We start from the raw sequence: 24,220 nt of genomic DNA, 5'->3' as shown, positions 1-24,220 counted from the left end.
CTTATAGTGATATAATTCCTTTAATTTTTTCGACCTTTTTATAATACATAATAACACCATCTGCACTCTGTAGCTTTAAAACGCTAGTAATGCTAATATATTTGCCCGTTTTAGAATTTTTCGTTGTAATAACTGCTCCTGTATTATCAAAAACATTTTGTACTTCTTCTAACTGATTTTCATCAGTAGGTACAATAAATTTATACATATAATCTGCAGGAAACTTAGTGGTATCCTCTAACTGACCTTTTAACTTGGAATAAAAAGCATTTTTATCACTCATAATTGAAAATTTGTTAAACTATTTACAAATAAGAAGTCACAAAATTACATTAAAAATTAGTTTTATAAAACGAATGATTTATTTTTGTGATACTCCCTAAAAAGAGATAATTAAAATTAATCAAGCTAACACAAAATACTTGCAAAAAATTCAACAAAAAATAGTTTTAATTGGTGGACCAGGAACAGGAAAAACAACTGTTTTAAATGCGTTAAAAGCAAAGGATTATTGCTGTTATGATGAAGTATCTAGAGCTGTAATCTTAAAAGCACAAAAACAAGGCATCGAACAATTGTTTTTAACAGAACCACTTTTATTTAGCGAAATGTTACTGCAAGGAAGAGAGGAACAATATCTAAAAGCTCATAAAAGTGCGGAAGAAATTGTTTTTTTTGATAGAGGAATACCAGATGTACATACTTATATGAACTACTTTAAAACTGATTTCCCTACACTATTTTTAGAAAAAAGCAAAGAACACACCTACGACCATATTTTTCATTTTTCGCCTTGGAAAGAGATACATATAACTGATAATGAGCGCTATGAATCTTTTAAAGAAGCTACTGAAATTGATATTCATCTCACCAAAGCATATATTGATTTAGGTTATAAAATTATTAATGTTCCTTTTGGAAGTGTTGCTGCTAGAACTAATTTTATTATCCACTCGCTTTCTTGCGATTTATGATTTCATCAAAAGACATATTAAAAAAATACTGGAATCACACTGCATTTAGAACGCCTCAAGAAGACATTATAAATGCGGTTTTAGAGCAAAAAGATGTAATTGCCTTGTTGCCAACAGGAGGCGGAAAGTCGATTTGTTTTCAAGTACCTGCCCTGATAAAAGAAGGAGTTTGCTTGGTAATTTCTCCATTGATTGCCTTGATGCAAGATCAAGTCGAAAATTTAAAAAGTAAAAATATAAAAGCGACAACAATTGTATCAGGTTCTTCTCAAGATGAAATGATTGCACTTTTTGATACCATTAAATTCGGAAATTATAAGTTTTTATACATTTCGCCAGAAAGACTACAATCTGTATTTATTCAGCAAAAATTAAAAGAATTAACTATTAGTTTTGTGGCTATTGATGAGGCACATTGTATTTCTGAATGGGGCCATGATTTTAGACCTTCCTACAGAACGATTAAAATTCTAAAAGAGCTAATTCCTGAAGTACATTTTATTGCACTTACTGCAACTGCCAATAAAAGAGTGTTAGATGATATTAGGGTGAATCTTGCATTGGAAAACCCTAAAATTTTTAGAAAATCTTTTTACAGACAAAATTTAGCGTACCAAATTTTCACAATCGAAGATAAATTATTGCGTTTAAAACAAATTTTCATTAAGACAAAATCGCCTGCCATTGTCTATGTAAGTTCAAGAAAAAAAACAGCAGAGATTGCTCGATTTTTAAATGCCAACAATTTTAAAAGTAGTTTTTATCACGGCGGATTAAAGCAATCAGAAAAACAAAATGCTTTTAAAAATTGGATGACAGAAAGCACCCCAATTATGGTGGCAACAAATGCATTCGGAATGGGAATTGATAAACCAAATGTGGGTGTTGTAATTCATTTTGATTTGCCTTTTTCTTTAGAAAATTACATTCAAGAATCTGGAAGAGCCGGTAGAAATGAAAAAAAATCTTTTGCTGTCTTATTAAAAAATGAAAATGATATTGCAATTTACAAAGAACAAGTAAAAAAAAGTTTGCCATCAATTTCTGAAGTAAAAGAAATTCACCGAAAACTATATCAATATTTTAGAATTCCGAATGGTGAGATTTCAGAAGAAATGTATCAATTTCAGATTTCTGAATTCTGTAAAACATATCAATTCTCACAAAAAAAAGTAACAACTGTATGCACTATTTTAGTAAATAATGGTATCTTAGAAACAGCAGATACCTTCAATCAAAAATCATCCATAATTTTTAACCAAAGTAGTAAAAACGTAATTTCTTATGCTATCAATAATATTGATACTACTAATTTTATAAACTCATTATTAAGAACTTACACTGGTCTATTTCAACAAGAAGTTAAAATAGATGAATTTCTATTAGCAAAAAAAAACAACAGCACTTCTAGACGAATAATTGCCCATTTAGAGCGTTTACATGAAGACAAAATACTACTATATCATCGTGTAAAAACAGCTACAGAAATTCGGTTTTTAGTGCCTCGAGAAGATGATCGTACGATCAATAGATGTTCTAAAGAGATTGTACAATTTCTAAAGCAAAAAGAGAAAAAATCAGCAGATTTTTTAATGTACATTCAAAATAACATTACCTGTAGAAACATTCAAATTTTAGCATATTTCGATGAAACATCTACAAAAAAATGTGGTATTTGTGATGTTTGTTTGTCAGAAAAAAGAAAAAAATCTGTAAATATTTCTTCGAAAATTCTAGAAGTTTTACAGGCAAAAGGAACGCAATCGTCACAAGAAATTTATCAAATTTTAAACGCGAACGAACAAGACATTTTAATACATTTGCGTGCCCTATTATCTGAAAATAAAATACAACTAAATCATCAAAATAAATACCAAATAAAACAAGAATTATGAAAAATATGCGTATCGTTTTTATGGGAACCCCAGATTTTGCTGTAACAATTTTAAAACATTTAGTAGAACAAACCTATACAATTGTTGGTGTTATTACTGCCCCTGACAAACCTGCAGGGCGAGGCAGAAAACTTAATGAATCTGCCGTAAAAAAATATGCAATTTCTCAAGACTTAAAAGTCTTACAACCTGCAAATTTAAAAAATGAAGAATTTAATCAAGAATTAAAATCCTTAAAAGCAGATTTACAAATTGTAGTTGCTTTTAGAATGTTACCTAAAATAGTTTGGCAAATGCCAAAGTTTGGTACTTTTAATTTGCATGCTTCTTTATTACCTGCTTATAGAGGCGCTGCTCCTATTCATTGGGCCATTATAAATGGAGAGTCTAAAACAGGGGTTACTACTTTTTTTATTGATGATAAAATTGATACCGGTGAAATTATTTTGCAAAAAGAAATTGCCATTGCTGATGATGAAACTTTTGGTTCTTTGCATGATAAATTAATGGTTTTAGGTGCTAATTTGGTAGCAGAAACAGTAAATTTAATTGCTCAAGGAAATTTAACTACCCACAAACAACCCGAACTAGAAGAAAAATCTGCTCCAAAATTACATTCCGAAAACACAAAAATAAATTGGTGTAATTCTGTAGATAGCATCTATAATAAAATTAGAGGCCTAAATCCTTTCCCTTTAGCTTGGACAACCATTTTAAATGATGGTAAAGAAGTTTCTGCAAAAATCTACGAGGTTTTAAAAGAAAAAGAAACTCATCAATATACACCAGGAAAAATTATTACCTCAAAAAAAGAAATGAAAATTGCTGTAAATGATGGATTTATTCGTGTACTTGAAATAAAATTGGCAGGAAAAAAGAAAATGAATATACAAAGTTTATTAAATGGTTATGCATTTTCAGAAAATGCAAAAATGCTTTAATTCCTTTTATTTATAAGGTTTTGAGTTTTATAATTACATTTATTAACAATTTACGTTTACTTATTAACAAAACACGGCTTTTTAGAGCTCCAAATTTGCGCAAACCCTTAATACGTCTATATTTGTTAAGCTATAGAGCGCAAAAATTTACATTTAATTTAAAAATTTATTTATTATGAACAAGTCTGATTTAATAGATGCAATGGCTGCTGATGCAGGAATATCTAAAGTAGCAGCAAAAGCAGCTTTAGAATCTTTTACAGATAACGTAACTTCTGCATTAAAAGGTGGTGGTAAAGTTGCATTAGTTGGTTTTGGAACTTTCTCAGTTTCTAACAGAGCTGCAAGAAGTGGTAGAAACCCACAAACAGGAAAAACAATTCAAATTGCTGCTAAAAATGTAGCTAAATTTAAAGCTGGAGCTGGTTTAAGCGAAGCTGTAAACTAGTCTTTATTTAACATTTTATAATTAAACTCTCTTTTTTAAGAGAGTTTTTTTTATTCCTATATTTTCTATATATTTACCTATGTCCTATTTAAAACCATTAAAAGGTAGATTATTAATTGCTGAACCTTCTATTTTAAACGATAGTTCTTTTAACAGATCTATTATTTTAATTACAGAACATACCGAACAGAACTCCGTTGGCTTTATCTTAAATAGACCTTTAGAGTATACATTACAAGATTTATTACCCGATATTCATTCAGCGTTTACCATTTACCAAGGAGGCCCCGTAGAGCAAGACAATCTCTATTTTGTGCATAAAGTACCCGAATTAATTCCGGAAAGTATTGAAGTTGACAAAGGAGTTTTCTGGGGAGGTAATTTTGAAGCTTTAAAAAAATTATTAAATACGAATAAATTAACTAAACATGATATTCGCTTTTTTCTAGGATATTCTGGGTGGGGTCAAAACCAACTTAACGATGAACTTAATCTTAATTCTTGGTTTATCTCAGAAAACGACCTCAAAAACATATTTGCCGAAGATGATACTTCTCTTTGGAGAAATAAAATACTACAAAAAGGTGGTGATTATAAAATTTGGGCAAATGCACCCAATGACGTCAATTTAAATTAAACAGAAGTAACTTCTAAAACCTGTAGGCTTTTACTTATTTTTTTTGAAAAATCTGACTTAAATGTTTTCTTTTTATAATTGGTAATAGGTTGCACGCCCATAATGGCATTGGTTACAAAGACTTCATCTGCTTTTTGAATTTCAAACGGAGAAATTGTAGTTTCCTCTAAGGTATATGCCGGGTTTTTAGCAATCATTTCAATAACTTTTTTTCTGACCACTCCCTTTATACACCCCTCTGTTAACGCTGGTGTTTTTACAACAGATCCTTTTAAAATAAATATATTCGCATTGGTTACCTCTACAACCCCTTTTTTCTCATTGATTAAAACACAATTATCCAAATCATTCTCTTGAGCATAAATACTTGCCAATGTATTAATCATTCTATTATTGGTTTTAATGGTTGATAGTAAACCTGAATAACTGTAAAAATCTTTATAAACATCTACCGAATAACTTTCTTTGGTTTGGTATGTATTGGCTTTTACATCAATTAAATAGTCTATTTTATTCGTTTTTGGTGTGTATAAACCTCCATCTTTTCTAAAAACATTGAGTCGCACTCTAAAAGAAGGAGATGCGTTTTGCACCGCTACTGTTTTTAAAATTTCTTGCTCTAAAAACTCTAATGTAAATTGCATGGGTATTTTCATACGCAACATTCTCATAGAAGCCATTAATCTAAAATAGTGATCTTCCCAGAAAATAATTTTATGATGGTGTACTTTGATGGTTTCAAAAATTGCATCTCCATATTTAAAACCCCTATTTTCTGAAGAAAGTTGTACTTTTTTTTCTGAAATTAAATCACCATTAAAATTAACCATTTCTTTGTTTTTAAGAATTGCAAAATTACTATAAATCCATAGATTTTAAGCACAAAAAAACCAGCAATTATACTGGTCCTTTATATTGTTTACAATCTTGGTTTTAAGCTCCAATAGTATGCCTTAATTCGTCTATTTGGTTCTCCCAAAGTTGCTTAGATTCCTCTACTTCATCCTCATCATCTGCAAAATCCGTAACAATTAAAGAAACATCTTTTGTAAGTGCATCTACTTGAATTTTAATTTCAAAAAAACTATCATCGCCTTCGCTTTCGAGCCATTTCCATCGAATTCTTTCTCCTGTTTTTTTTGTAATTAATTCAGCTAACTCTTCGGTTCCCTCCCAAACAAAACTAAAAATTTTACCCCTTGCGTTTACTTTGTCTGCAAACCATTCTTGCAAATTAGATGGCGAAGAAATATACGAATACAGCATATTTGGTGATGCATGAATAGGGATTTCTAATTCAAATTGTACTTTTTCCATTGTTTGATTTGTTAGATGAGCAATATAGGTAATAATTCTATTTAAAAAAAATTAAAAAGGCTTGTTGCTAATCTATAAAAAGTAATTATATTTGCACTCGCAAAAACCATGGCGAGGTAGCTCAGTTGGTTAGAGCGCAGGATTCATAACCCTGAGGTCACGGGTTCAAATCCCGTTCTCGCTACTATTTTAAATCATTATAAAACAACAGTTTAGGTCTCTAAACTGTTTTTTTATGCTATCAATTCACGAACACCTTACCCTTACAACGGAAATTGAACACGATTCTGAAAACGATTTGAATGTTTTACCCCTATTTTCAACCCCCAAAATTTACACCGCAAAATAGGACTTATCCAAGCGTTGGTATGTCTATTATTCCTTCAGAAATCCAAAAACAGGAAAACTCGAACGAATGGCAAATGTATATGGAAAAGTAAACCATTACAAAACCAAGGAAGCTAGGTTGAGTCTCTTGTCATCTTACAGAAAGAAACTGTTACTTTTATTAAAACAAGGCTTTAATCCTTTTATAGAGAACACAGAATTGAATAAGGAATTTGAAACTCCTATTCCTGAAAAAAAGATTAAAGAAACGTCGAAAAAAGAAGAAATGGTATCAACAATAAACGATGCCATAAAGATTGCTATTAAGGAGGCCATCAATGAAAAGACAATGACTTCTCTATTGAAAAATGAGCTCATAAAGGGTGAATCAACTATGAAAGCTAGAGAAAGCACCAAAAAAACGAGACCTATAAAAGAACAAAATACTGGGAATAAAAATCAAGAAGAAATGTCTTTTGTAAAAGCTTTTGACTTTGCATTACGCTTAAAAGAAAAGGCAGTAAGCACTGCAACCATAAAAGATTATAGAAGAAAGGTAAAACTATTCATTTCATGGATGGAAGAAACACATCCAACAAAGAAAAACATAGGAGAAATTTCTAGAAAAGACTTATTAGATTATTTTAACGGAATTGTTCTGAAAACAAGTGCAAGAAATCGTAACAATTACAGAACAGAGTTAGGAAGTATCTTCCAAGTATTAAAAAATAATGAATTGGTTGCTGAAAACTATATTCAATCGATTCCTGTTTTAAAATCCAAAACAGAAAGAAATAAGGTGTACACATTAAAAGAACAACAAAATATATTTGAATATTTAGAAAAACAAGATCAACTTTTATTACTATTCATAAAGTTCGTTTCCTATAGTTTTATTAGGCCTATTGAGGTTTGTAGATTAAGAGTTAAAGACATTAATTTAGAAACCAAAACTGTTCAGTTTAAAGCAAAGAATAGCGCTTTAAAAACAAAGATTATTCCTAGTATTTTATTTGATGAGTTACCTGACTTATCGATGTTAGATAAAGAATCCTTTTTATTTACTCCAGACAAAATTGGAGCTTTCTGGCATGCAAACGAGACGAATAGAAGAGATCATTTTTCTAAAAGGTTTAGAAGCGTTGTAAAAGACCATTTTAAATTAAATGAGGATTATGGAATTTATAGCTTTAGACATACTTTTATCTCGAAGCTATACAGAAAACTGAGAGAAAAAGCTTCTCCTTACGAAGCGAAAAGCAATTTAATGCTGATTACAGGTCATAAATCCATGAGTGCTTTAGAAAAGTATTTAAGAGAAATTGATGCTGAGTTACCACAAGATTATTCAAAATTATTTAGGGCTTGCTGAAAAACACCTTACATCTATTTAATATTCTTACAATCAGTTAAGTAGGTTCTTATTTTTCATTAAAATCCTTGTTAAAATACAAAGATTTTATTAACTTACGTTAAATATCTCTGCATTATGATAAATTATATTTCAGAACACCAGTTAAGCATTGAAGGTTTTGCAACACCATTTGAGACGTCGCTTCTGCCAGAAAATCGTTGGGTAAAGTTAGCTCAAATAGTTCCATGGGATACTTTTGCTAGTATTTACATGAGCTTGATGAATACAAAACTAGGTCGACCAGGTATTGCGCCACGCATAGTTTTGGGTGCATTAATCATAAAACACATGGAGAACTTAGACGATAGAGGCGTTATCGCAAAGATTCAAGAAAATATTTACATGCAATATTTTATAGGTTTAAAAGGGTATAACCCACATCCTGTTTTTGATCCCTCTTTGTTTGTTGAAATACGTAAACGCATAGGTATAGATAGTTTTGATAAGTTAACCACAGAACTCATAAAGTCAAGTAGTGCCAGTTCAGACAACAAGCAGATTGCAAAGAAAAAAGATGAAGATGAGCATCCACCCAACAAAGGGAAACTTCAGATGGACGCTACTGTTGCCGACCAATATATTACCTACCCAACAGATAGTAAACTTTTAAATGCAAGCAGAAAGCAATTAGAAAAAATGATTGACAAACTCTACGTATTATCAGGTAAAAAAGGAACAAAGCCACGAACCTATAGACGTAAAATGAATACCGCTTTTTTAGACTACGCCAAGAAAAAGAGAAAACCGAATGCTGCTCATCGAAAAATGAACCGTAAACTTTTAGAATGTGTTAAAAGAAATCTAAAGCATATCCATAAGCAGCTCGATTATTTTGAATCCAAAGGCCAAGCTTTTCCTCTAAGCCACAGAGAACAAAAACTGTTTTGGGTTATTCAAATACTTTATGACCAGCAAAAACAAATATATGACCTAAAAACAAAAAGTTGTAAAGACAGAATCGTCAGTATTTTTCAGCCACATGTACGTCCTATAGTTCGTGGTAAAACAAATGCCAAGGTAGAATTTGGCTCAAAATTAGGTGTAGATTTAGAAAACGGTTTTGCCAGAATCAATACCCTAAGTTGGGACGCTTATAATGAATCATCAGATCTGATTTCACAAGTAGAAAATTATAAAACTTTACACGGCTATTACCCCGAACTCGTTCAAGTCGATAAAATCTATGCCACACGAGAAAACAGAGCTTGGCTTAAACAAAGAAATATCCGAATAACTGCACCACCACTAGGACGAAAAAGCAAAGAGCAGCTTGAAGAATCCTATTATGAAAAACAAAAACGAAGAAAAGAAGCAGCAGAACGAAACCACATAGAAGGGAAGTTTGGGCAAGGTAAAAACGGCTACAATCTAAATAAAATAAGAGCTCGATTAAAAAATACCTCTGAGAGTTGGATTGCTACAATATTTTTTATTATGAATTTGATACGATACCAAAAAATTAATGTTTTTTGGCTTCAAACTTCAATAAAAATATTAATAAATACAATACTATTGGCTTTTAAAAACATCATAGAGCCGTTACAAATTCAAAATAGAAAATATGACAAACAGTATGTATAAAATCATCTTTAAGTGAATTTTAAATTCCTAGTTTCTCAGCAAATCCTAGTTAGAAGAGGTAAAAAAAGAGCATTAATAGCAGTAGGACATAAGATCCTTGTCGCCGCCTATTTTATACTAAAAGACCAAGTGGCTTATAAAGATTTAGGTGTAGAGTTTTTAGACAATAAGAGAAAAGTAAATCAAATACAACATCATATCAAGCGATTAAAGGAGCTAGGTATTGATACAGAACAATTACAAGTTGCATAAAGGTCGATTTTTACTGGAGGTTGAAATATCCTATCAAAAATAGGAAACCCCGAAAATGAAACTGACAACAAACGCTAAGCACACAGCAGTAAGCCATAGAGCTTGAAGATGAAAATTTAACTTTCTTGGTGTTTGCAACTATTTTTTAAAACACTCATTATGAGAATAAAACAGAATTATAAACAGATGAAATAAAAAGCAACATTTTTTTTGAAACATTATTTTTTTTTATTGGTTTTTCTTTTTCAGTTTTTCCTTTTTTTGACTCCCTTTTTGGTTCGTAAGTTTTTTTTTCAAAAGTAGAATTAGATTTTAAATTTAAAAAATCATCTAACTTTTTATCATATTCAACTTTTCGGGTTGGATTTGATAATACTTCATAAGCTTCTTGAATTTCCTTAAATCTACTTACAAAAAAAGTATCTCCATCGTTTTTGTCAGGATGAAATTTGGTAGCAAGTTTTCGAAATGATTTTTTTATACCTAATACACTATTAACCTCGCATTAATAGTTATTTATATTTAAGCTGCGTATTTTATGCTAGGATGATTAAAATATTTAGCAACTCTGTCACTATTTTCTTGTAACATATCATATGGTTTTCCAGATTCTCTCTCAATTTTTCTGCATTTTTTGGAGCTGGTTTTTCAGACAATGCATATTTTAAGTCACAGTTCAGATATTCATCAGGATTTCTGTCTGGTGAATAAGAGGGTAGATAAAATAATTCTATTTTATCTGAGTTTTTTTCCACCCATTTTTTTACAATTTTACTATGGTGAACTCTTAAATTATCTAGAATCAAATATGCCTTATTCTTTTGTGATTTAACAAGTTGCTCTAAAAATCGTATAAAAACATCCGCATTCATATTTTCTTTATAAATCATAAATTGAACCAATCCTTGATTGGTAACTGTTGAAATCATATTGATTGAAAATCGTTTTGACATATGCTTTTTAACAGGTGTCTTCCCTTTAGGTGCATATGAGCGACCATGCTGATTGCTATTTCTAACACCTGTCTCATCTCCCCAATGGATTGTTGCTTTTTCTTGTTTTGCCTTCTCTTTTATAACAGGATACTGCTCATCTAACCATTTCTGAACCTTTTTAGAGCATTGTTCATAAGCTCTCTTTTTTGGTTTCTGAGGCGTGAAACCCCATGAATTAAGGTAATTTCCAATTGCCCTTCTACCTATTACAATACTAAGTTCTCGCTCTATAAGTTCTTTAATTGCTTTAGTTGTCCATAAGGCAAAATCTAATTTCAACTGATCAGGCATAGTATCTGTTATCATCTTTTGAATAGCAAGTTCTTGCTGAGAATTAAGCAATTTTTTGTTTTCTGATTTTGCACCTCTCTTTTGATAAGACAAAGATTTAACTCCTTCTTTCTTATAAAGTTTCCACCAATCTCTAACTGTATTTACATGTACTCCGTAAAAAGAGGCTATTTCACTTTTTTTATCTCCTCTTTTTATCATCTTTATTGCATCTCTACGAATGATATTTCGCTCTTGGTCTGATACACTTCTTAAATCTACTTTTCCCATTCCGTAAAGATAAGAAAAATATAGATGAATTAAAGAACTATTAATTCTAAGTTAATAGCCTTTCTTTCAATTCCTAAAATTTGGTAATAATTCTTCAATTTATTTTCTAATTTTGCCTAACTTTTATGCATATGGGAAGTTGCGGGTTTGTGTCCGAGGATTTTACGAAGAAAAATCAGATACAAGCAAACTAGCAATGACCTTTATTTGAGACAAAACCAGCAATTTTTTATATGCTATTTTGGGAATAGTTATTTTTTTATTCGGGTAAATTCAGAGCTAATAAGTTTAGATTTGATTCAGTCTATTTTATATACAAAACACCAATAACTTCACTCACATCAAATCCTATATTGATAACTTTTTCATTTTCATTAGTGTAGGGATTATAATAATCGAAATCAGCACCTATACTTAGATTTTCTTCAAAAGAATCCTTTTTATTTTTCAAAATGACGAAGTTTCCGAAATCATAAAGAATATTAACATATTTCTCTTCACAATACTTCGCACTTCTACCTCCCTTTAGAGCTATTTGTTTGTTTTTATACAAATTGACTTTCTTAATATTTTCAAACTCCTCAATCTGTATGATTTTATTAAGTTTATAATACTCAATATTACAAGATTCAAATCCGTAATCTTTAGCAATATCATTCCCGTAATAACATAAGTTGTTTTTTTCAAAACAACTTTCAAAAACAGAATTCCAATATTCGCTATGATTGTTATAAGCATTATAATTATTAATGGGATAGGCTTCAGGGTTGAGTTCATGTGTTATAAATTCAATAATAGAATCTTTGGTTATTATACAATATCCATATTCAATTTTCATGGAGCGCTGTGCACCCATTTCATTTTTTGTAAAACGGGTTCTGCATAAGACTTCTCCTTTTTCGTTTATTGAAATTGGTCGAATTTCAGAATTAATAGTTGAAGGACCAGTGAACAGAGAAACAGATTTTCCTGACATAAATAGAACAATTAGTAAAATTAAATTTCTTAAATACATATAATTAGAATTTAGTTTATTTTTTCAAATATAGAGTTCTGTTAAAAATCAGAATTTGCTTTTTCCTGATTTTGAAAATCTTTTTGTTCCTCTAATTTTGAGTCTGTCATTGAAAATTTAGAAACTGTTAATAAATAATTTGAATCTATAGTACCTTTATTTTCAACTTTATATTCTATTTTGTTAATAAATTGAACAAAATCAGAACCATTTGGATTTCCCCATTGATTAGTTTTTGGAATATTATATTTATTTTTAATTGCCTTAACAAACTTATGTTGTTCGTCTTCATAATGAGCTAAATATTCTTTTGACACAAATTCCATTTTATGGATGATATTTTGATTAGTAGTAAAGAAATTTAAACTTCCGTTAAGCCCTCAAACAGAAGTGCTGATATTTTTTTCCTAATTTATAACCTTTCAACTCTTTCATTGTTTCTAATTGAGATGAAGTTAGTTGTTCTTCTACTCTTATTCTTTTTTTCTTTTCTTCTTTGCAGCCAAATATTATAAAAGTTACTAGTATTAATTCTGACTAACGTAAAATTATATCACTGATTTATAGTTATTTGCAAATCATCATTAGTTAATCCAAATTTATCAATTTGTTTTCTAATTCTTTTAACTAATCCCAATTTTCTTTTTTGGTCAAGGTAAAGATAGCCTTCAGGATTTTCATAAGGAACACCTTTTACTACCATATTCCAAATAATTACTGCTAGTTTTCTTGCTGTTGCAGTTATTGCAGAGACTCTCCCTTTTCTAAAATTGATTCTTTGGAAAAAATCTCCAAGGGGCGTACTATCTTTTAAATTTCCTATGGCATTAGCGGCGTTTCTTAAGGCTATTTTAAGTCTACTACTTCCTTTGCCAATTTTACTAGAGAGTACTTTTCCACCGCTTACTTTATTGTTCGGTGCAAGTCTTAGCCAAGAGGTAAAGTGCTTGGCGGTCTTAAATTTTTTGATACCGTCGTATCCCACTTCGCTCATAATGGTAAGAACTTTATTGTAGCTCATTCCTTCAATGGCAAGTAGGTCTGTTCCTTTAAACATTTTATAAGACTTTAGATTGATATCTATGTCTTTAGGTGTGTTTTTGTTGATTCTTTTATATGGTTTTTTGTCAATATGGTGTTCTTGTTTTTCGGGGTCTTTACCAATGATTTCATCGAGTTTTGAAGCAATTTGGTGATCACATTCTCTAATTTTCTTTTGAACGAATTCGTAAGTATCCAGTTCGTCTTTGAGTGCATAAAGGAAATCTTTTCTGCCATTAGAATGAAGTGCTTTTGCAATCTCTTCTTCGCTTTTTTTACAATTGTAATGTCTCAGACTTGCTAATTTTTCAGGGATTGTTTCACCTTGAGCGATGGCTCTTATAATTTTAAGTCCTGTAAGACCTACCACATCTTTAACTACCACATCAAGTCGAATATTCATCAACCTAAGGTATTTCTGCATTTTTTTGGTGGCAGAGGCGGCTTGTTTAATAAGGTTGTATCTGTGTCGTGTAAAGATCCTTAAAATCTCGGTATCCTCATCAGGTAAGAAGCTTCCTGATAATAATCCTAGACTATGTAGCTTTTGTATCCACTGGCTGTCTTTTACATCAGTTTTCTTTCCTTTGATGTTCTTGGTAAACTTTCCATTACAAAGAGTAACCTCAAAGCCCTTGGAAATAAGGACAGCGTGTAGATTTTGCCAGTAATTACCTGTACTTTCCATAGCTACTGATTCAATATTGTGTTGTTTGAGCCAATGGGCTAATTCATAGAGGTTCTCATTGTAGACACCAAATTCTTTAATCAAATCATCACTTTGTCCAACTGCGACCCAGTGACTTCTGCTACCAATGTCGATACCAGCCGCATTTTTGTTTACTACATCTAAACTAATTTGTTGTTCCATATTTATAGAATTTAAAAGCTCTAAGGAAATGTGCTTTAGGCAAATAAATTATTCTGAACGGGATTACACCAAGTGCATCGCCAATGTACTGACGGCAAACATTTCAACCAGGATTGCGCTCGTGCTTACTAAAAAGCAGCAACACTTTGAAAAACGGCCTTGCAAAGAGCTAAAGTTAATAAGCACTAAATTACGATTTTTACGTTAGCATACGTACTGAAGTTTCTTGGGGTCTATAAAGGATTACTGCCAACGATAAATTATATTAGTAGTGACAGACTGCTTGGCACTTACCTATCAAAAACGCTATGCTTGTTTGGATGGGCTATAAACCTTGATATTTTGCACCTTACCTGACATTATTTATACAAAATTTTATCGCTTTTTATTTTTTCCTTTCAAATGTCAACCAATTTGTCTGTTTACTAGTGTTTGAAAATAATTCCCCTATTCTTAATCGTTCACAGCTAGAAGACCTATACCACCCCTCGCTCCAAGACCCCATATCTAAATATAACGCATCTTTCACCCCAATCTCAACAAGTGCTTTTTGAAATTCAAGAATAGTCACTGGTCGGTGAGTTTCTGCAATAAAAATTGCACCATTCCCATATTTTATAATCGCTCTTCTTGTATTTTTTCTGTCCTTAAATAATTCGCATTTAACTATATTTGAATTATTCACTAATAAAATCTGCTGAAATAGGTTATGGTTTTTAGATATTGAAGTTGCCATTATACTGTCCGATAAATTTTCCAATTTGTCGATGATGCATTCATTTTTTGAAAACATAACAAACCCATTAATTCCATTATTTTTGACTTTATTTACAACTTTTCCATTTTCAATAAAAACCCCTTCAATTGTTGTTTCTGGAGAGGTGAATGCGGCAGGAACACAAAAATATGTTGAATCATTAAAGGAAGGTCTTACACTATGGAGTTTAATATCTAAACCTTTGGGTACAAACTGTATAATCAAACAAGTTGAAGCTTCAGTTTGCAATTTCCGCACAAAAGGATTTTCTATTTCTAAATCTTCAATTTCAGAATTCAAGGAGCTAATAGTTGAATTAAGACTATCTATCTGTTTATTTAATTTTTCAACAGCAATGCGGTTATTATTGTTACAACTAACTAATAATATCATGCTAGAAATTATGACTATATGAATTACTTTCATCATTTTATTTAATTGGCGACGGTTTGGCTATACGCATTGTCCCGAAGAGTATTAAGCACAGGTATTGTCGTGCTTTGTTATTTCTCTTTTAATCAGACTTTATGATTCATTATTATTTCTATAATATCGACCCGATTTAAAGATTTTGCATAATCAATACTATTAAGACCATATTCATTAATTTCAGCAGGTCTGGCTCCTTTATTTAAAAGTGATTTTATAGATTTAATATTATTTCTACGAATTGCATTAAATAAATTTACTGTTGCTTTTTTAGCTTTTCTTTCAACAACTTCTAGATCTTTTCTCTCACTTTCAAGCTGTCTTTCAATCCCCTCCATTCTTCTTTTATGGAATAATTCAGTCCATGGCAATATAGATCGTTTAATAATACTACCATTATTATTACTTGTTGAAATGAGTAAGTTTTTATTAATAGAATTTAATCCATGAATAAGGTTTTGGAAAGTAAAATAGTATGGGCTTCCTGCAGGCATATTGCCATGAACGCTGCGATCAACTACTAACTTTTGTGTACAAACCCAAAAAATAAAATCATCCATACTTTCAAAACCAAGCTTAATTTCAAGTTGTTCTATTTCTTCCTTAGAAAATGAGTGCTGGTAGTCAAAATTCCCATGAATGGCAAAATGCCTTTCTCCGTCATATATAAAATCATTTGGATTTTTAATTTTTAAACTATTAAATGGATAATTTCTTCCATATGAAAAATCTAATAACCAATCTTCAGATATATCCCTATATAAAAAAGTTTCTTTTGCTAAATTACAAATAGAATTTTCAGAACAAAACCAAACTATTGCTTTATAGTATCCTCTGTTATCAATCTTTTCGATATTATTCGAAAGTTTTAATTCCATTCTTGAATCACACTTAGGACAAATTCTCATATTCAGTTAATTCCTTTTAATAAAGCATAACAATCCTATAATTGTTATTATTTTTTCTTTTTAAAATGTTTATAAATGTAGTAAAATCAATTTAATTTTTCCGCTGAATTTAAAAATCTTGAAAAAGTAGAGAAAAACAGCTATTTACAAGTTTTATAAAGTTTGGATAAATACTTACTTTCTTAACCAACCTAACAGTAAATGATTTTCAATTTCCCAAACTCCATTTTTGTGAATCAACTTAAAGGTTGCTCTAGACATTCTACCCAAATTTTGCTGAACAATTTCAATTTCATTGTCACTAACTTTAGATACAATCGCCACATGACCATATTTATTAAAAGTATGCCCATCCATTATTACTAGATCATTACTCTTGGTTGAGATTTACTTTTGTTAGAATATTGAGTAAGATTTCTTGCTGCATTTTTTTGTCCGTCTTTTAAACCTCTAATATAAAAGTTTTTTGCATGCCCAAAAGTATTTGGCATTTTATGATTTAGATGGTCATAATAATACCTTTTTACAAACTCTACACATTGCCATTCTAAACCGTAATTATATCCGTCACTAGCTTTATGTCTAGTATTTTTCCCTTGATGCAGATAAACAGGAACATTATTAAAGGTATCTATAATTTCATTTCCTTTTTTATCATACACTCTATCTGAATTACAATTTATAAAGAAAACGCTGAATATCAAGAGCAAAATAATCTTTTTCATAAATACTAAATTTAATCAATTATACATTCTAAAGTACTTTTAAACGGTAAATTATATAAATTTTTCAAAACTTATGACTTTCATTTAAATTAAAATATCTAAGAATAAAAGTTAAAACAATCTAACATTTATGCCCATGCATGGCTGCCATCTCTTGATGTAAAACTATCTGCAATGGCATGATGCACTACTATATCAATTTTTGCCCATGCTTTGTAAGCCGCAGAAACGGATTGCCCAATACCTAAGTTGCTATCTTCTGAATAACGCATTCCTTTTTCTTTCAAAATTACCTTTAAGGCGTCGAATGTAATCTGTATGTCTTGACTTTTTAGTGCTAGCGCTAGTTTACCCATAAAGTCGTAGGCTTTGTTATTTGTTGTTTTCATATCGTTACTTTTTTAAAATTTCTTCATCTGCTTTTACCTCAACCTTACCAGTTAACAAATCTTGCAGTAAACCTGCTTTTAGTTGTTGGTATTTGGATAGAGCTTATTGTTCGGTTTGGATTTTATTATCAATAGATTTCGTTAGTTTTTTATCATTTATTGTTGGGTGTTTTACTTGTTTTTTCTAAATTTAAAGGTATAAAATGTCTTTAAAACCTTTTTTGCTTTTACGGGAAATTTCCAAATTATAATTAGGATTACTGCAATAAGACCTTTTACTTTCCAAAAAGGAATGACAATACCAATAATAGCTACTAGAATAATAATCTCCCTAATTTTATATTCTTGTTGTTCTTCTTTAGACTGAAAATTCACAAATTGTAGGTTTTCGTTTTCCATGTCTAACAAGATCACTCCATCGTTTTCAATAACTAAATCGTATTCTAAAAGCTGTCTTCTTGAGTTTTTATCATCTAAAGAAATTGCTTTTTTTCCTGATTTTACTTCAATTATATATTTTTTTCCTGATTTTTCAGTAATATAATCTACTATTAATTTATTCTGCTTTTTATGACCATTAACTAGATAATTATGAAAATATATTTCTTGACTAGATAGGATATTAAATCCCTTTTTTCTTAAAAAGTCTTCTGCTGCTGTTTCTAGCTTTAAACCTCTTTCAAAACGTTTTTTTCTAGCTCTTTTTTTTGATCGCTCTGATAATTTAAACTTAACAATAAAGAATAAGAGTATCCCTATTATTAGTATAAATATAACATTTGAAAAAAATTGCTCGTTCATCCAATTGGAATTATTATTTAACTGACAGCCAATTTTTGATATTTCTATTGGCTTCGACTTTTTCCTGAACTAAACTATCTAAATTATAATAAAAATCAATATTTGTAATTCTCTCTACTTCATCAATAGATGTCGCGTAAGTGTAAATAGACTTGCTAGACTTTTCATTTGGTAAGATGAATGCAATACCCATTGCTTTGTCATCTTTAAAACTAACTAGCGTTTTATAAAAAGCTCTAGGCACATTTACTTTATTATCACCTATTTGATCAATTGGGTTGTCTAAAATTGGCCCTGTAACGACATAGATAGAATCTCTAAAACTTGACCAATATTCTACTTTACTTTCTAGTGATCGCCAGATACCTCGATTGAATGAAGCCTTTTGAGGAGAAATATTACTTAAATAAAAACTTTCACTCATAGCGTTATAATTGTGTGCCATTGCGTGAGCTGGGGCTAAATGCCCCATATCATAACCACTGCCTTTATAATCTTTTGGTGAAGCTGATTCTGTTTTCACAAAAGGATCTTCTCTATAATCGTTAGTCCTTTTTACTTGTTTATTATAATTTTTATTTGAAATTTTATAGAATACCCATTCTGGCTGTTCATCTTTTTCGCTGTACGACAACGTCAGATAACTATGGGTAATAACCTGATTTGTAGTAGAGGTTGGATACAATAATATTTTCTTTTTATTTGTTGTAATGCTACTATTTTTCTCTGCATTTTTACTTCGTAATTTTGCTTGTGCTGATTTTGATCTACAGTCTATGAATAGCAAGAGTATAATTAAAAAAGACATGGTTTTTTTTGCAGACATTCTAAAAGGTTTGAGGTTATATATCTTCAAATATTTTAATATTATGAGTAAACCTATCGTGGTCATTACCCTTGAACCAATCAAGGCTTATCCATTTACCAGAAGCATCAGTTCTATAGTCTGCACCATACAGTAGTTCGTTTTTCATTTCATTTTCGGGAACTAAAAATTCAGCAAAAGCGTGGCCATAATCACCATCAAAGCCTCCAACCATTCTTGATCTAAGCCCTATTTGTCTTGCTACTGACGCTAATAAAATTGCAAAATCATCACAATCACCTGAATATTGGTCTTTATATTTTAATGAAAGTGTTGCTTCAGCTGACCTCCAAGTATCTTTACCTGTAATTGGATCATAAATGTAGTGCCAGTTTTTAAAAATATGCTTTTGCATCGCTACAATTTGTTCTACTTGAGAACCACTCGTATTTAGTTTAATGTTTAATTCTGATACTTCTTTTAATACGAGCCCCTCTACTTGTATTAAATTACCCACGGCAGGTGGAATTTTATTTATGATAAGTTCTTTTTTAATAATTGTTTTCTCTTTTGGAGTTACAATATCCTCAATTTTAACAATTTTAGGCTCTATGTCTTTAATAATGGTATTTGGTTCAGGAATTGTATTTTTTTTATTTGCTTCTTTTTTAGCCATTGCAATTATTTTTGCTCTTCCTGATCTAGAACAACTATTACAGGAGTTTAAAAAGAAAGCAAATACTATTATAGGTATTGCAATTAATAATTTATATCTCATACTTAATCAAATATTTTGTCTAGGAAGGATTTTTTTCTGGTATTAATTTCCTTTTTTTTTAGGCTTTTCTATTTCGTTTAAAAATTTACCAACTTTTGAAGTAACTTGAATGGTAAAACGTCTGTTATTATTTTCATTTTCTTCATCTCTGGATTGACTAAAATACCCACTACCCGCCAAGATTACTTCACATTGACTCCCTAGGCTATTGAAATCTGCACCTATTTTTTTCCAGTAATTAAATAAAGACAAAGCCCTTTTATAACTTAAATCATATCCCATATTTGGATTTCTAAGCCAATTATTGTTAGATCTTTGAGCGTTTCCTTCAATGATTAATAAATAGTCAATTGTTTTACTTGTGTCAATGATGCTTTTTACTTTATCGTATAAGTTTTTCCCAGCTTTACCAAGACTTCTTCTAGTATTATTTGGAATGTCTAATATATTAGAACTGTTCGATTTGAAACGAACATCAATATTTAATTTGTACCTTTTATTTTCAGTGTCGAAATGATAGTAAGTAGTGTCTAAACTTTCTATGGCCTTTTGAACATTTTTAATTTCTTTAAGCTGATTTGCTTGTGCCTCGAGTGTACTTTGTTTACTTTGTAGTATCGCAAATGAAATCACGTATAATACCAACATTATAAAGAAAAGACTCGTCATTAAATCAGCATAACTTACCCAAAAAAAACCTGACTTTTTCATTCTTTATTTTAGATATTCGTGTTTTCAGTTTTGGGTAATATTTGAATTGAAAACCGTTTATTATTTTCCTCAACACTATCTCTACAAATACCGTTAAATCCGCTGCCACAAATCATTACTTCTACATTATATTTTCGAAAATCAATTGAGTTACTTTGCCATAACTGATAAACAGCTAATGCACGGAGGTAACTTTTTTGATACCCCCAAAGATTATCTTTATCTATTGATCTATCGTATTTATTAGCCATATTACCTTCAATTACTAAAAGATAAGATAAGCTTGGGTTTTCTTTTTTTAATTTAGCCAAGAAAGATTCTAATGATTTACCAGCCTTTAAAGTGATCTCTTGAAATTCCGATTTTATAACAGTTTTTGTTGGCTCAAATATTTCTTTTCCGATTAATTTACTAGCTACAAATTTTTTGCAATCGTTTAAATACACAAAATTGGGATTATCTTCTAAAGGTTTAAATTGTTCTTCAATTTTTAATAATTTATTTAATCTGTCGTTTTCAACGTTTAATTCTTTTTCTTTAATCTTCAACTTAGCTATTAACTTATCATTTTCAGCAATCATCTTTTTATTATCTGAAATAACTTTTGCACTCTTTGCAATAATTTCAATATTTTCCTTCATTTTATTTTCTAATATTAAAACTGTTACAATGAATAGAATTAAAATAATAAAAAACAAACTAGACATTAAGTCTGCAAAACCAACCCAAAAGAAGTTCGATTTTTTCATTACTGTATGATATCAAAAAAAATCAACATAGATTGAATACCGTAACTAAGTATTGTTAAATAAGCTCCTATTTTTAATACAATCAAAACCAATTCTAATTTTGTTTTTTTTATAGGCTTTAAAACATCAGGCACGCTAACCGTTGAAGGTGCTGAAATCGGCCATTCTTTGTTACTATTAATTTTTTCGATTGCAGCGATAATATCTTGGCTGCTATTTTTAAAAACAATTGATAAATCTTTTTGTAAATTTTCTAAATTTTTATCAATACTATTCAATTTTTCTAACTGATCTAAATGATCTAGTTTTTCAAACTTTGGACGGCTCTTTTCAAATGCTTGCTCTGTTCTTAAAACTTGTTCATCCATTGCTTTGGTAAACACCTCAATTGAATGGGTAAAAGCTGTTGTTAGTTTTGAATCAAAGCCAGCTATTGCTTCATTAAAAGCGTTAAATTGCTCAAGTGACAATTTTCCTAAATCGTTTATAGCATTCGCCATTTTTGATTCAGTTTGAACAACTGCTTCGTTTACTGCATCCCCATATTTAGAAAATGACTCGATGTGTGTATTAAAAAAATTTGTCGCTGCATTACTTGCCTCAATATTATTTTTTATGCTTTCCAGTACTGTATTAATATTCTCTGTTGTTTCTGTAAAATGCTGTAATCTCTTTACTAATTCTGACGTACTACTCATAGAATTATTGAGCTGGTTGTAGTAGTTTGCAAAATTAGAAAAAGAATCCATCATCGTATCTAACTGATTAAATACTTTGACATTAGATGTGGTAATTCTTGAGACATCTAATTTTTTTATATCACTTATTAATTGATGCTCTCTTTTTATAGTATTTGATGTAGCACGAACAATTGTATCAAGCTGATTAATTGATGCGGATGTATTTCTAGCAAAAACATCTAATTTACCCGATAAAATAGCTACTTCAGGTAGTTTACCTGTTGCCATTTTAGGCATTAACTCAGATTGTAGTTTCGATAAAAATTCACTTTTTTCTTCATCGGCCTCTGTTTGTGCATCTTTATATACCTTAATTGAAAAGTACGTAGTTATAATAAGTCCGATTACACTGGCAGACATTGCCCACTTTACACCATTAATTAAAGGTTGAATTGAATCTAATGCATTACTTCCGCTATCAAAAGACACTGAAAATAAGCCTGCTATGATTCCTATCATAGTTGCAGCCAAACCTAAATACAATGGTGCAGGAATTCTATTTTCAATTTGATTTTCTATTGTTTCTGTGTGTTTGTCAACAATGTCTTTGATTAAGTGAAAATCTATAGATGCCCCTTTGTTTTTTATTAAATAAACATTTATATATTTAACAATAGTACCTAAAACCTTACTATTTCTCTTGTAATCAAGATAGGTTATACTAACATCACCTTCACCATCTTCTTCTTCATAAGAAAGCATATCTTCTACATTACCCGAAGCATAAAAACTCTTTAGAACTCGTTTTTGTGAAATAATAGGTAATGTCTCAAAATCAAAAATTGCACGATATTCAATAATCTTGTACCATAATTTTCTTGCGAGGTTAACCTGAAAAGCAATTATTGCCACAATTATTCCAATCTCTATGTAAGCTATCATAGTTTAATTAAATTTTATTCTTATTTTCTTTTTCACTACCCAATCCTTACCTTCTAAACGTATGATACCTTTTTCGACTACCTCTATAGTCTTGGCATTTGTAGTATAAGTATTTTCATAGTCACAAGCTGTTTCTAAATATATATTTGGAGAATTTAGAGCTCTAGATAAATCTACCGTTTCCATTAATGTAAAGTAGACTTCATTGCTATCTTCAGTAAGCTCTGCTTGGTATAGTGATGTTTGTTTTATTCCTTCGCTTGCATCTTCTGAGGCAAATCTTTTCTCTTCAAAAGGAGCTGGTAAATATATTAAGGTTGACTTCGGTTTTTGAATATCAAGATTAACCGTTATTGCTTTTTCATCTTCAATAGGTTCAGTATCCTTGTTTTTTGTATCATTTTTAATCTCATCTTTTCTAGATTGAACGATTGGTCTAGATATATTTACATTACTTAATTGATCAACTACTTTTGTAGTCTGAAATGATTTTATTTCCCTTAAATCTTTATTTGTAATTGTTTCGATCTTACCATTTAAAGAGGCTATTTCCTTTTTCGATACTTCATTTTGATCTTTCCAATATTTTTTACCATTTTTTGTTTTTAACAATGCTTTTTTACTAGATATTAATTTAAATATTAAAAAAATATTAAATAGAAAAGAAAAGCCTAATAAAACTATAAATAAGGTTGAAAACTCTTTTGCCTTACTTAGTCTTCTTGGATTTCTATCTTGAATATTATTTGAACTGTTTTCATTTACATTTTTAGTGGTTGTATTATATGTTGTAATGAATTTTTGGTATTCTTCATTGATGAGTTGAATAGCTTCTTTACGTTTCCTTGGCTGTTTAGGTATTTCATCTATTTTACTCATTTTAGGAACAAAGGCTATGTTCTTAAAATGAAGGCTAACCGTGCTATCAATCAACTCTAATTTATATCTTTTGAAAACACTATCTCTTGTTTTCTTCCAGCCTATTGATAACTGATTACTTAATTCATCTAAGTTTACACTATCAGAATATTTGGAATATTTATTTTTTATTTTATTATAGGAATCCCATTCTTTTTTCTGTTCACTATTACTAGGTTTAAGTTTGGTATTATTATCCCAAGTTCTAAGATCTTCGATATAAGCTATTGTTAATTTAGCTACAGCCCAATTTTTAATTTCATTATAAGCTTTTAAACTGTCTTTTTTATTTTGCGAATAATTATAATTTACAAATAGGAAAACTAAAATGACGAATATTATTTTTCTTTTCATAGCAG

General features: G+C 30.1%; 28 protein-coding genes and 1 tRNA gene. 9 read left to right on the top strand and 20 right to left on the bottom strand.

What is annotated here, in order from left to right; genetic code table 11:
- Position 1 precedes the first annotated feature (1 nt).
- Entirely contained in the window at positions 2-283 is a 282-nt protein-coding gene (locus K8354_RS04755) for a DUF493 family protein (RefSeq protein WP_223445812.1), read from the bottom strand.
- Between the two features lie 139 nt (positions 284-422).
- Between K8354_RS04755 and K8354_RS04750 the strand changes: the two genes are divergently transcribed.
- From K8354_RS04750 to K8354_RS04730, 5 genes are all read left to right on the top strand, one after another.
- Positions 423-974, top strand: coding sequence for an AAA family ATPase (locus K8354_RS04750; RefSeq protein ID WP_223445810.1), 552 nt, complete (start codon positions 423-425; stop codon positions 972-974).
- Complete coding sequence (locus tag K8354_RS04745) at positions 971-2,869, top strand: RecQ family ATP-dependent DNA helicase (RefSeq protein WP_223445808.1); 1,899 nt, start codon at positions 971-973, stop codon at positions 2,867-2,869. The genes K8354_RS04750 and K8354_RS04745 overlap by 4 nt, the downstream gene beginning before the upstream one ends.
- Positions 2,866-3,810, top strand: coding sequence for a methionyl-tRNA formyltransferase (gene fmt, locus K8354_RS04740; RefSeq protein ID WP_223445805.1), 945 nt, complete (start codon positions 2,866-2,868; stop codon positions 3,808-3,810). Before K8354_RS04745 ends, fmt begins: the two co-directional genes overlap by 4 nt.
- A gap of 175 nt (positions 3,811-3,985) precedes the next feature.
- Positions 3,986-4,258 carry an HU family DNA-binding protein gene (locus K8354_RS04735; protein WP_223445803.1) on the top strand — a complete coding sequence of 91 codons (273 nt, stop codon included), beginning with the start codon at positions 3,986-3,988 and terminating at the stop codon, positions 4,256-4,258.
- Between the two features lie 79 nt (positions 4,259-4,337).
- Positions 4,338-4,895, top strand: coding sequence for a YqgE/AlgH family protein (locus K8354_RS04730; RefSeq protein ID WP_223445801.1), 558 nt, complete (start codon positions 4,338-4,340; stop codon positions 4,893-4,895).
- Here the strand turns inward: K8354_RS04730 and K8354_RS04725 are convergent.
- Positions 4,892-5,725, bottom strand: a complete 834-nt coding sequence (locus K8354_RS04725; RefSeq protein ID WP_223445799.1) for an aminotransferase class IV — start codon at positions 5,723-5,725, stop codon at positions 4,892-4,894. The genes K8354_RS04730 and K8354_RS04725 overlap by 4 nt on opposite strands.
- A 103-nt stretch (positions 5,726-5,828) precedes the next feature.
- Positions 5,829-6,212 (bottom strand): START-like domain-containing protein, encoded by a 384-nt coding sequence (locus tag K8354_RS04720; RefSeq protein WP_223445797.1) that lies wholly within the window; start codon positions 6,210-6,212, stop codon positions 5,829-5,831.
- A 110-nt stretch (positions 6,213-6,322) separates the two neighbouring features.
- Here K8354_RS04720 and K8354_RS04715 point away from each other — a divergent pair.
- The 4 genes from K8354_RS04715 (at position 6,323) to K8354_RS04700 (ending at position 9,786) form a co-directional block, all read left to right on the top strand.
- Positions 6,323-6,396: transfer RNA gene (locus K8354_RS04715), tRNA-Met, on the top strand.
- A gap of 231 nt (positions 6,397-6,627) precedes the next feature.
- Positions 6,628-7,911 carry a tyrosine-type recombinase/integrase gene (locus K8354_RS04710; protein ID WP_223445795.1) on the top strand — a complete coding sequence of 428 codons (1,284 nt, stop codon included), beginning with the start codon at positions 6,628-6,630 and terminating at the stop codon, positions 7,909-7,911.
- Between the two features lie 117 nt (positions 7,912-8,028).
- Entirely contained in the window at positions 8,029-9,534 is a 1,506-nt protein-coding gene (locus K8354_RS04705) for an IS5 family transposase (RefSeq protein WP_223445793.1), read from the top strand.
- Positions 9,535-9,546: 12 nt separating this feature from the next.
- Positions 9,547-9,786 carry a hypothetical protein gene (locus K8354_RS04700; RefSeq protein ID WP_223445791.1) on the top strand — a complete coding sequence of 80 codons (240 nt, stop codon included), beginning with the start codon at positions 9,547-9,549 and terminating at the stop codon, positions 9,784-9,786.
- 157 nt (positions 9,787-9,943) lie between these two features.
- Here K8354_RS04700 and K8354_RS04695 read toward each other — a convergent pair whose 3' ends face one another.
- The 17 genes from K8354_RS04695 to K8354_RS04615 all read right to left on the bottom strand — a co-directional run bounded on the left by K8354_RS04695 (position 9,944) and on the right by K8354_RS04615 (position 24,215).
- Positions 9,944-10,267: a J domain-containing protein gene (locus tag K8354_RS04695; RefSeq protein WP_223447587.1), complete on the bottom strand. Its 324-nt coding sequence runs from the start codon at positions 10,265-10,267 to the stop codon at positions 9,944-9,946.
- 55 nt (positions 10,268-10,322) lie between these two features.
- The gene (locus tag K8354_RS04690; protein WP_223445789.1) at positions 10,323-11,342 is read right to left on the bottom strand and encodes an IS630 family transposase; all 1,020 of its coding nucleotides are present in this window, start codon (positions 11,340-11,342) and stop codon (positions 10,323-10,325) included.
- Between the two features lie 304 nt (positions 11,343-11,646).
- A complete protein-coding gene (locus K8354_RS04685) occupies positions 11,647-12,318 on the bottom strand; it encodes a hypothetical protein (protein WP_223445787.1) in 672 nt (223 codons plus the stop codon).
- An 80-nt stretch (positions 12,319-12,398) separates the two neighbouring features.
- A complete protein-coding gene (locus K8354_RS04680; RefSeq protein WP_223445785.1) occupies positions 12,399-12,674 on the bottom strand; it encodes a hypothetical protein in 276 nt (91 codons plus the stop codon).
- A gap of 236 nt (positions 12,675-12,910) precedes the next feature.
- The gene (locus tag K8354_RS04675; RefSeq protein WP_223445783.1) at positions 12,911-14,269 is read right to left on the bottom strand and encodes an IS110 family RNA-guided transposase; all 1,359 of its coding nucleotides are present in this window, start codon (positions 14,267-14,269) and stop codon (positions 12,911-12,913) included.
- A gap of 385 nt (positions 14,270-14,654) precedes the next feature.
- Entirely contained in the window at positions 14,655-15,455 is an 801-nt protein-coding gene (locus K8354_RS04670; RefSeq protein ID WP_223445780.1) for a phosphodiester glycosidase family protein, read from the bottom strand.
- Positions 15,456-15,544: 89 nt separating this feature from the next.
- Entirely contained in the window at positions 15,545-16,333 is a 789-nt protein-coding gene (locus K8354_RS04665; RefSeq protein WP_223445778.1) for an ankyrin repeat domain-containing protein, read from the bottom strand.
- A 204-nt stretch (positions 16,334-16,537) separates the two neighbouring features.
- On the bottom strand, positions 16,538-16,720 hold the full coding sequence (locus K8354_RS04660; RefSeq protein WP_254713041.1) for a CHAP domain-containing protein: 183 nt from the start codon (positions 16,718-16,720) through the stop codon (positions 16,538-16,540).
- Between the two features lie 5 nt (positions 16,721-16,725).
- Positions 16,726-17,088 (bottom strand): hypothetical protein, encoded by a 363-nt coding sequence (locus K8354_RS04655; protein ID WP_223445776.1) that lies wholly within the window; start codon positions 17,086-17,088, stop codon positions 16,726-16,728.
- A 128-nt stretch (positions 17,089-17,216) separates the two neighbouring features.
- Positions 17,217-17,477, bottom strand: a complete 261-nt coding sequence (locus tag K8354_RS04650) for a hypothetical protein (protein WP_223445774.1) — start codon at positions 17,475-17,477, stop codon at positions 17,217-17,219.
- Between the two features lie 171 nt (positions 17,478-17,648).
- Entirely contained in the window at positions 17,649-18,278 is a 630-nt protein-coding gene (locus K8354_RS04645) for a hypothetical protein (protein WP_223445772.1), read from the bottom strand.
- A gap of 13 nt (positions 18,279-18,291) precedes the next feature.
- Entirely contained in the window at positions 18,292-19,104 is an 813-nt protein-coding gene (locus K8354_RS04640) for a DNA/RNA non-specific endonuclease (protein WP_223445770.1), read from the bottom strand.
- Between the two features lie 16 nt (positions 19,105-19,120).
- Positions 19,121-19,861, bottom strand: coding sequence for a transglutaminase-like domain-containing protein (locus tag K8354_RS04635; RefSeq protein ID WP_223445768.1), 741 nt, complete (start codon positions 19,859-19,861; stop codon positions 19,121-19,123).
- Positions 19,862-19,903: 42 nt separating this feature from the next.
- Positions 19,904-20,572 carry a flagellar motor protein MotB gene (locus K8354_RS04630; RefSeq protein WP_223445766.1) on the bottom strand — a complete coding sequence of 223 codons (669 nt, stop codon included), beginning with the start codon at positions 20,570-20,572 and terminating at the stop codon, positions 19,904-19,906.
- 8 nt (positions 20,573-20,580) lie between these two features.
- Positions 20,581-21,213 (bottom strand): hypothetical protein, encoded by a 633-nt coding sequence (locus K8354_RS04625; protein ID WP_223445765.1) that lies wholly within the window; start codon positions 21,211-21,213, stop codon positions 20,581-20,583.
- Positions 21,214-21,320: 107 nt separating this feature from the next.
- Positions 21,321-22,943, bottom strand: a complete 1,623-nt coding sequence (locus K8354_RS04620) for a hypothetical protein (RefSeq protein ID WP_223445763.1) — start codon at positions 22,941-22,943, stop codon at positions 21,321-21,323.
- 3 nt (positions 22,944-22,946) lie between these two features.
- Complete coding sequence (locus tag K8354_RS04615) at positions 22,947-24,215, bottom strand: hypothetical protein (RefSeq protein ID WP_223445760.1); 1,269 nt, start codon at positions 24,213-24,215, stop codon at positions 22,947-22,949.
- Between the last annotated feature and the right edge of the window lie 5 nt (positions 24,216-24,220).

Origin of the sequence: Polaribacter litorisediminis, assembly GCF_019968605.1 — a bacterium.
Lineage (GTDB): Bacteria > Bacteroidota > Bacteroidia > Flavobacteriales > Flavobacteriaceae > Polaribacter > Polaribacter litorisediminis.
Note: the sequence above shows the minus strand (reverse complement) of the source record. Positions and strands in the feature narration are given on the sequence as shown.

Coding starts and splice junctions, on each gene's coding strand:
- K8354_RS04755 (WP_223445812.1), bottom strand. CDS start 283: ATGAGTGATAAAAATGCTTTTTATTCCAAGTTAAAAGGTCAGTTAGAG.
- K8354_RS04745 (WP_223445808.1), top strand. CDS start 971: ATGATTTCATCAAAAGACATATTAAAAAAATACTGGAATCACACTGCA.
- fmt (WP_223445805.1), top strand. CDS start 2,866: ATGAAAAATATGCGTATCGTTTTTATGGGAACCCCAGATTTTGCTGTA.
- K8354_RS04735 (WP_223445803.1), top strand. CDS start 3,986: ATGAACAAGTCTGATTTAATAGATGCAATGGCTGCTGATGCAGGAATA.
- K8354_RS04730 (WP_223445801.1), top strand. CDS start 4,338: ATGTCCTATTTAAAACCATTAAAAGGTAGATTATTAATTGCTGAACCT.
- K8354_RS04725 (WP_223445799.1), bottom strand. CDS start 5,725: ATGGTTAATTTTAATGGTGATTTAATTTCAGAAAAAAAAGTACAACTT.
- K8354_RS04720 (WP_223445797.1), bottom strand. CDS start 6,212: ATGGAAAAAGTACAATTTGAATTAGAAATCCCTATTCATGCATCACCA.
- K8354_RS04710 (WP_223445795.1), top strand. CDS start 6,628: ATGGCAAATGTATATGGAAAAGTAAACCATTACAAAACCAAGGAAGCT.
- K8354_RS04705 (WP_223445793.1), top strand. CDS start 8,029: ATGATAAATTATATTTCAGAACACCAGTTAAGCATTGAAGGTTTTGCA.
- K8354_RS04690 (WP_223445789.1), bottom strand. CDS start 11,342: ATGGGAAAAGTAGATTTAAGAAGTGTATCAGACCAAGAGCGAAATATC.
- K8354_RS04685 (WP_223445787.1), bottom strand. CDS start 12,318: ATGTCAGGAAAATCTGTTTCTCTGTTCACTGGTCCTTCAACTATTAAT.
- K8354_RS04675 (WP_223445783.1), bottom strand. CDS start 14,269: ATGGAACAACAAATTAGTTTAGATGTAGTAAACAAAAATGCGGCTGGT.
- K8354_RS04670 (WP_223445780.1), bottom strand. CDS start 15,455: ATGATGAAAGTAATTCATATAGTCATAATTTCTAGCATGATATTATTA.
- K8354_RS04665 (WP_223445778.1), bottom strand. CDS start 16,333: ATGGAATTAAAACTTTCGAATAATATCGAAAAGATTGATAACAGAGGA.
- K8354_RS04660 (WP_254713041.1), bottom strand. CDS start 16,720: ATGGATGGGCATACTTTTAATAAATATGGTCATGTGGCGATTGTATCT.
- K8354_RS04655 (WP_223445776.1), bottom strand. CDS start 17,088: ATGAAAAAGATTATTTTGCTCTTGATATTCAGCGTTTTCTTTATAAAT.
- K8354_RS04650 (WP_223445774.1), bottom strand. CDS start 17,477: ATGAAAACAACAAATAACAAAGCCTACGACTTTATGGGTAAACTAGCG.
- K8354_RS04645 (WP_223445772.1), bottom strand. CDS start 18,278: ATGAACGAGCAATTTTTTTCAAATGTTATATTTATACTAATAATAGGG.
- K8354_RS04640 (WP_223445770.1), bottom strand. CDS start 19,104: ATGTCTGCAAAAAAAACCATGTCTTTTTTAATTATACTCTTGCTATTC.
- K8354_RS04635 (WP_223445768.1), bottom strand. CDS start 19,861: ATGAGATATAAATTATTAATTGCAATACCTATAATAGTATTTGCTTTC.
- K8354_RS04630 (WP_223445766.1), bottom strand. CDS start 20,572: ATGAAAAAGTCAGGTTTTTTTTGGGTAAGTTATGCTGATTTAATGACG.
- K8354_RS04625 (WP_223445765.1), bottom strand. CDS start 21,213: ATGAAGGAAAATATTGAAATTATTGCAAAGAGTGCAAAAGTTATTTCA.
- K8354_RS04620 (WP_223445763.1), bottom strand. CDS start 22,943: ATGATAGCTTACATAGAGATTGGAATAATTGTGGCAATAATTGCTTTT.
- K8354_RS04615 (WP_223445760.1), bottom strand. CDS start 24,215: ATGAAAAGAAAAATAATATTCGTCATTTTAGTTTTCCTATTTGTAAAT.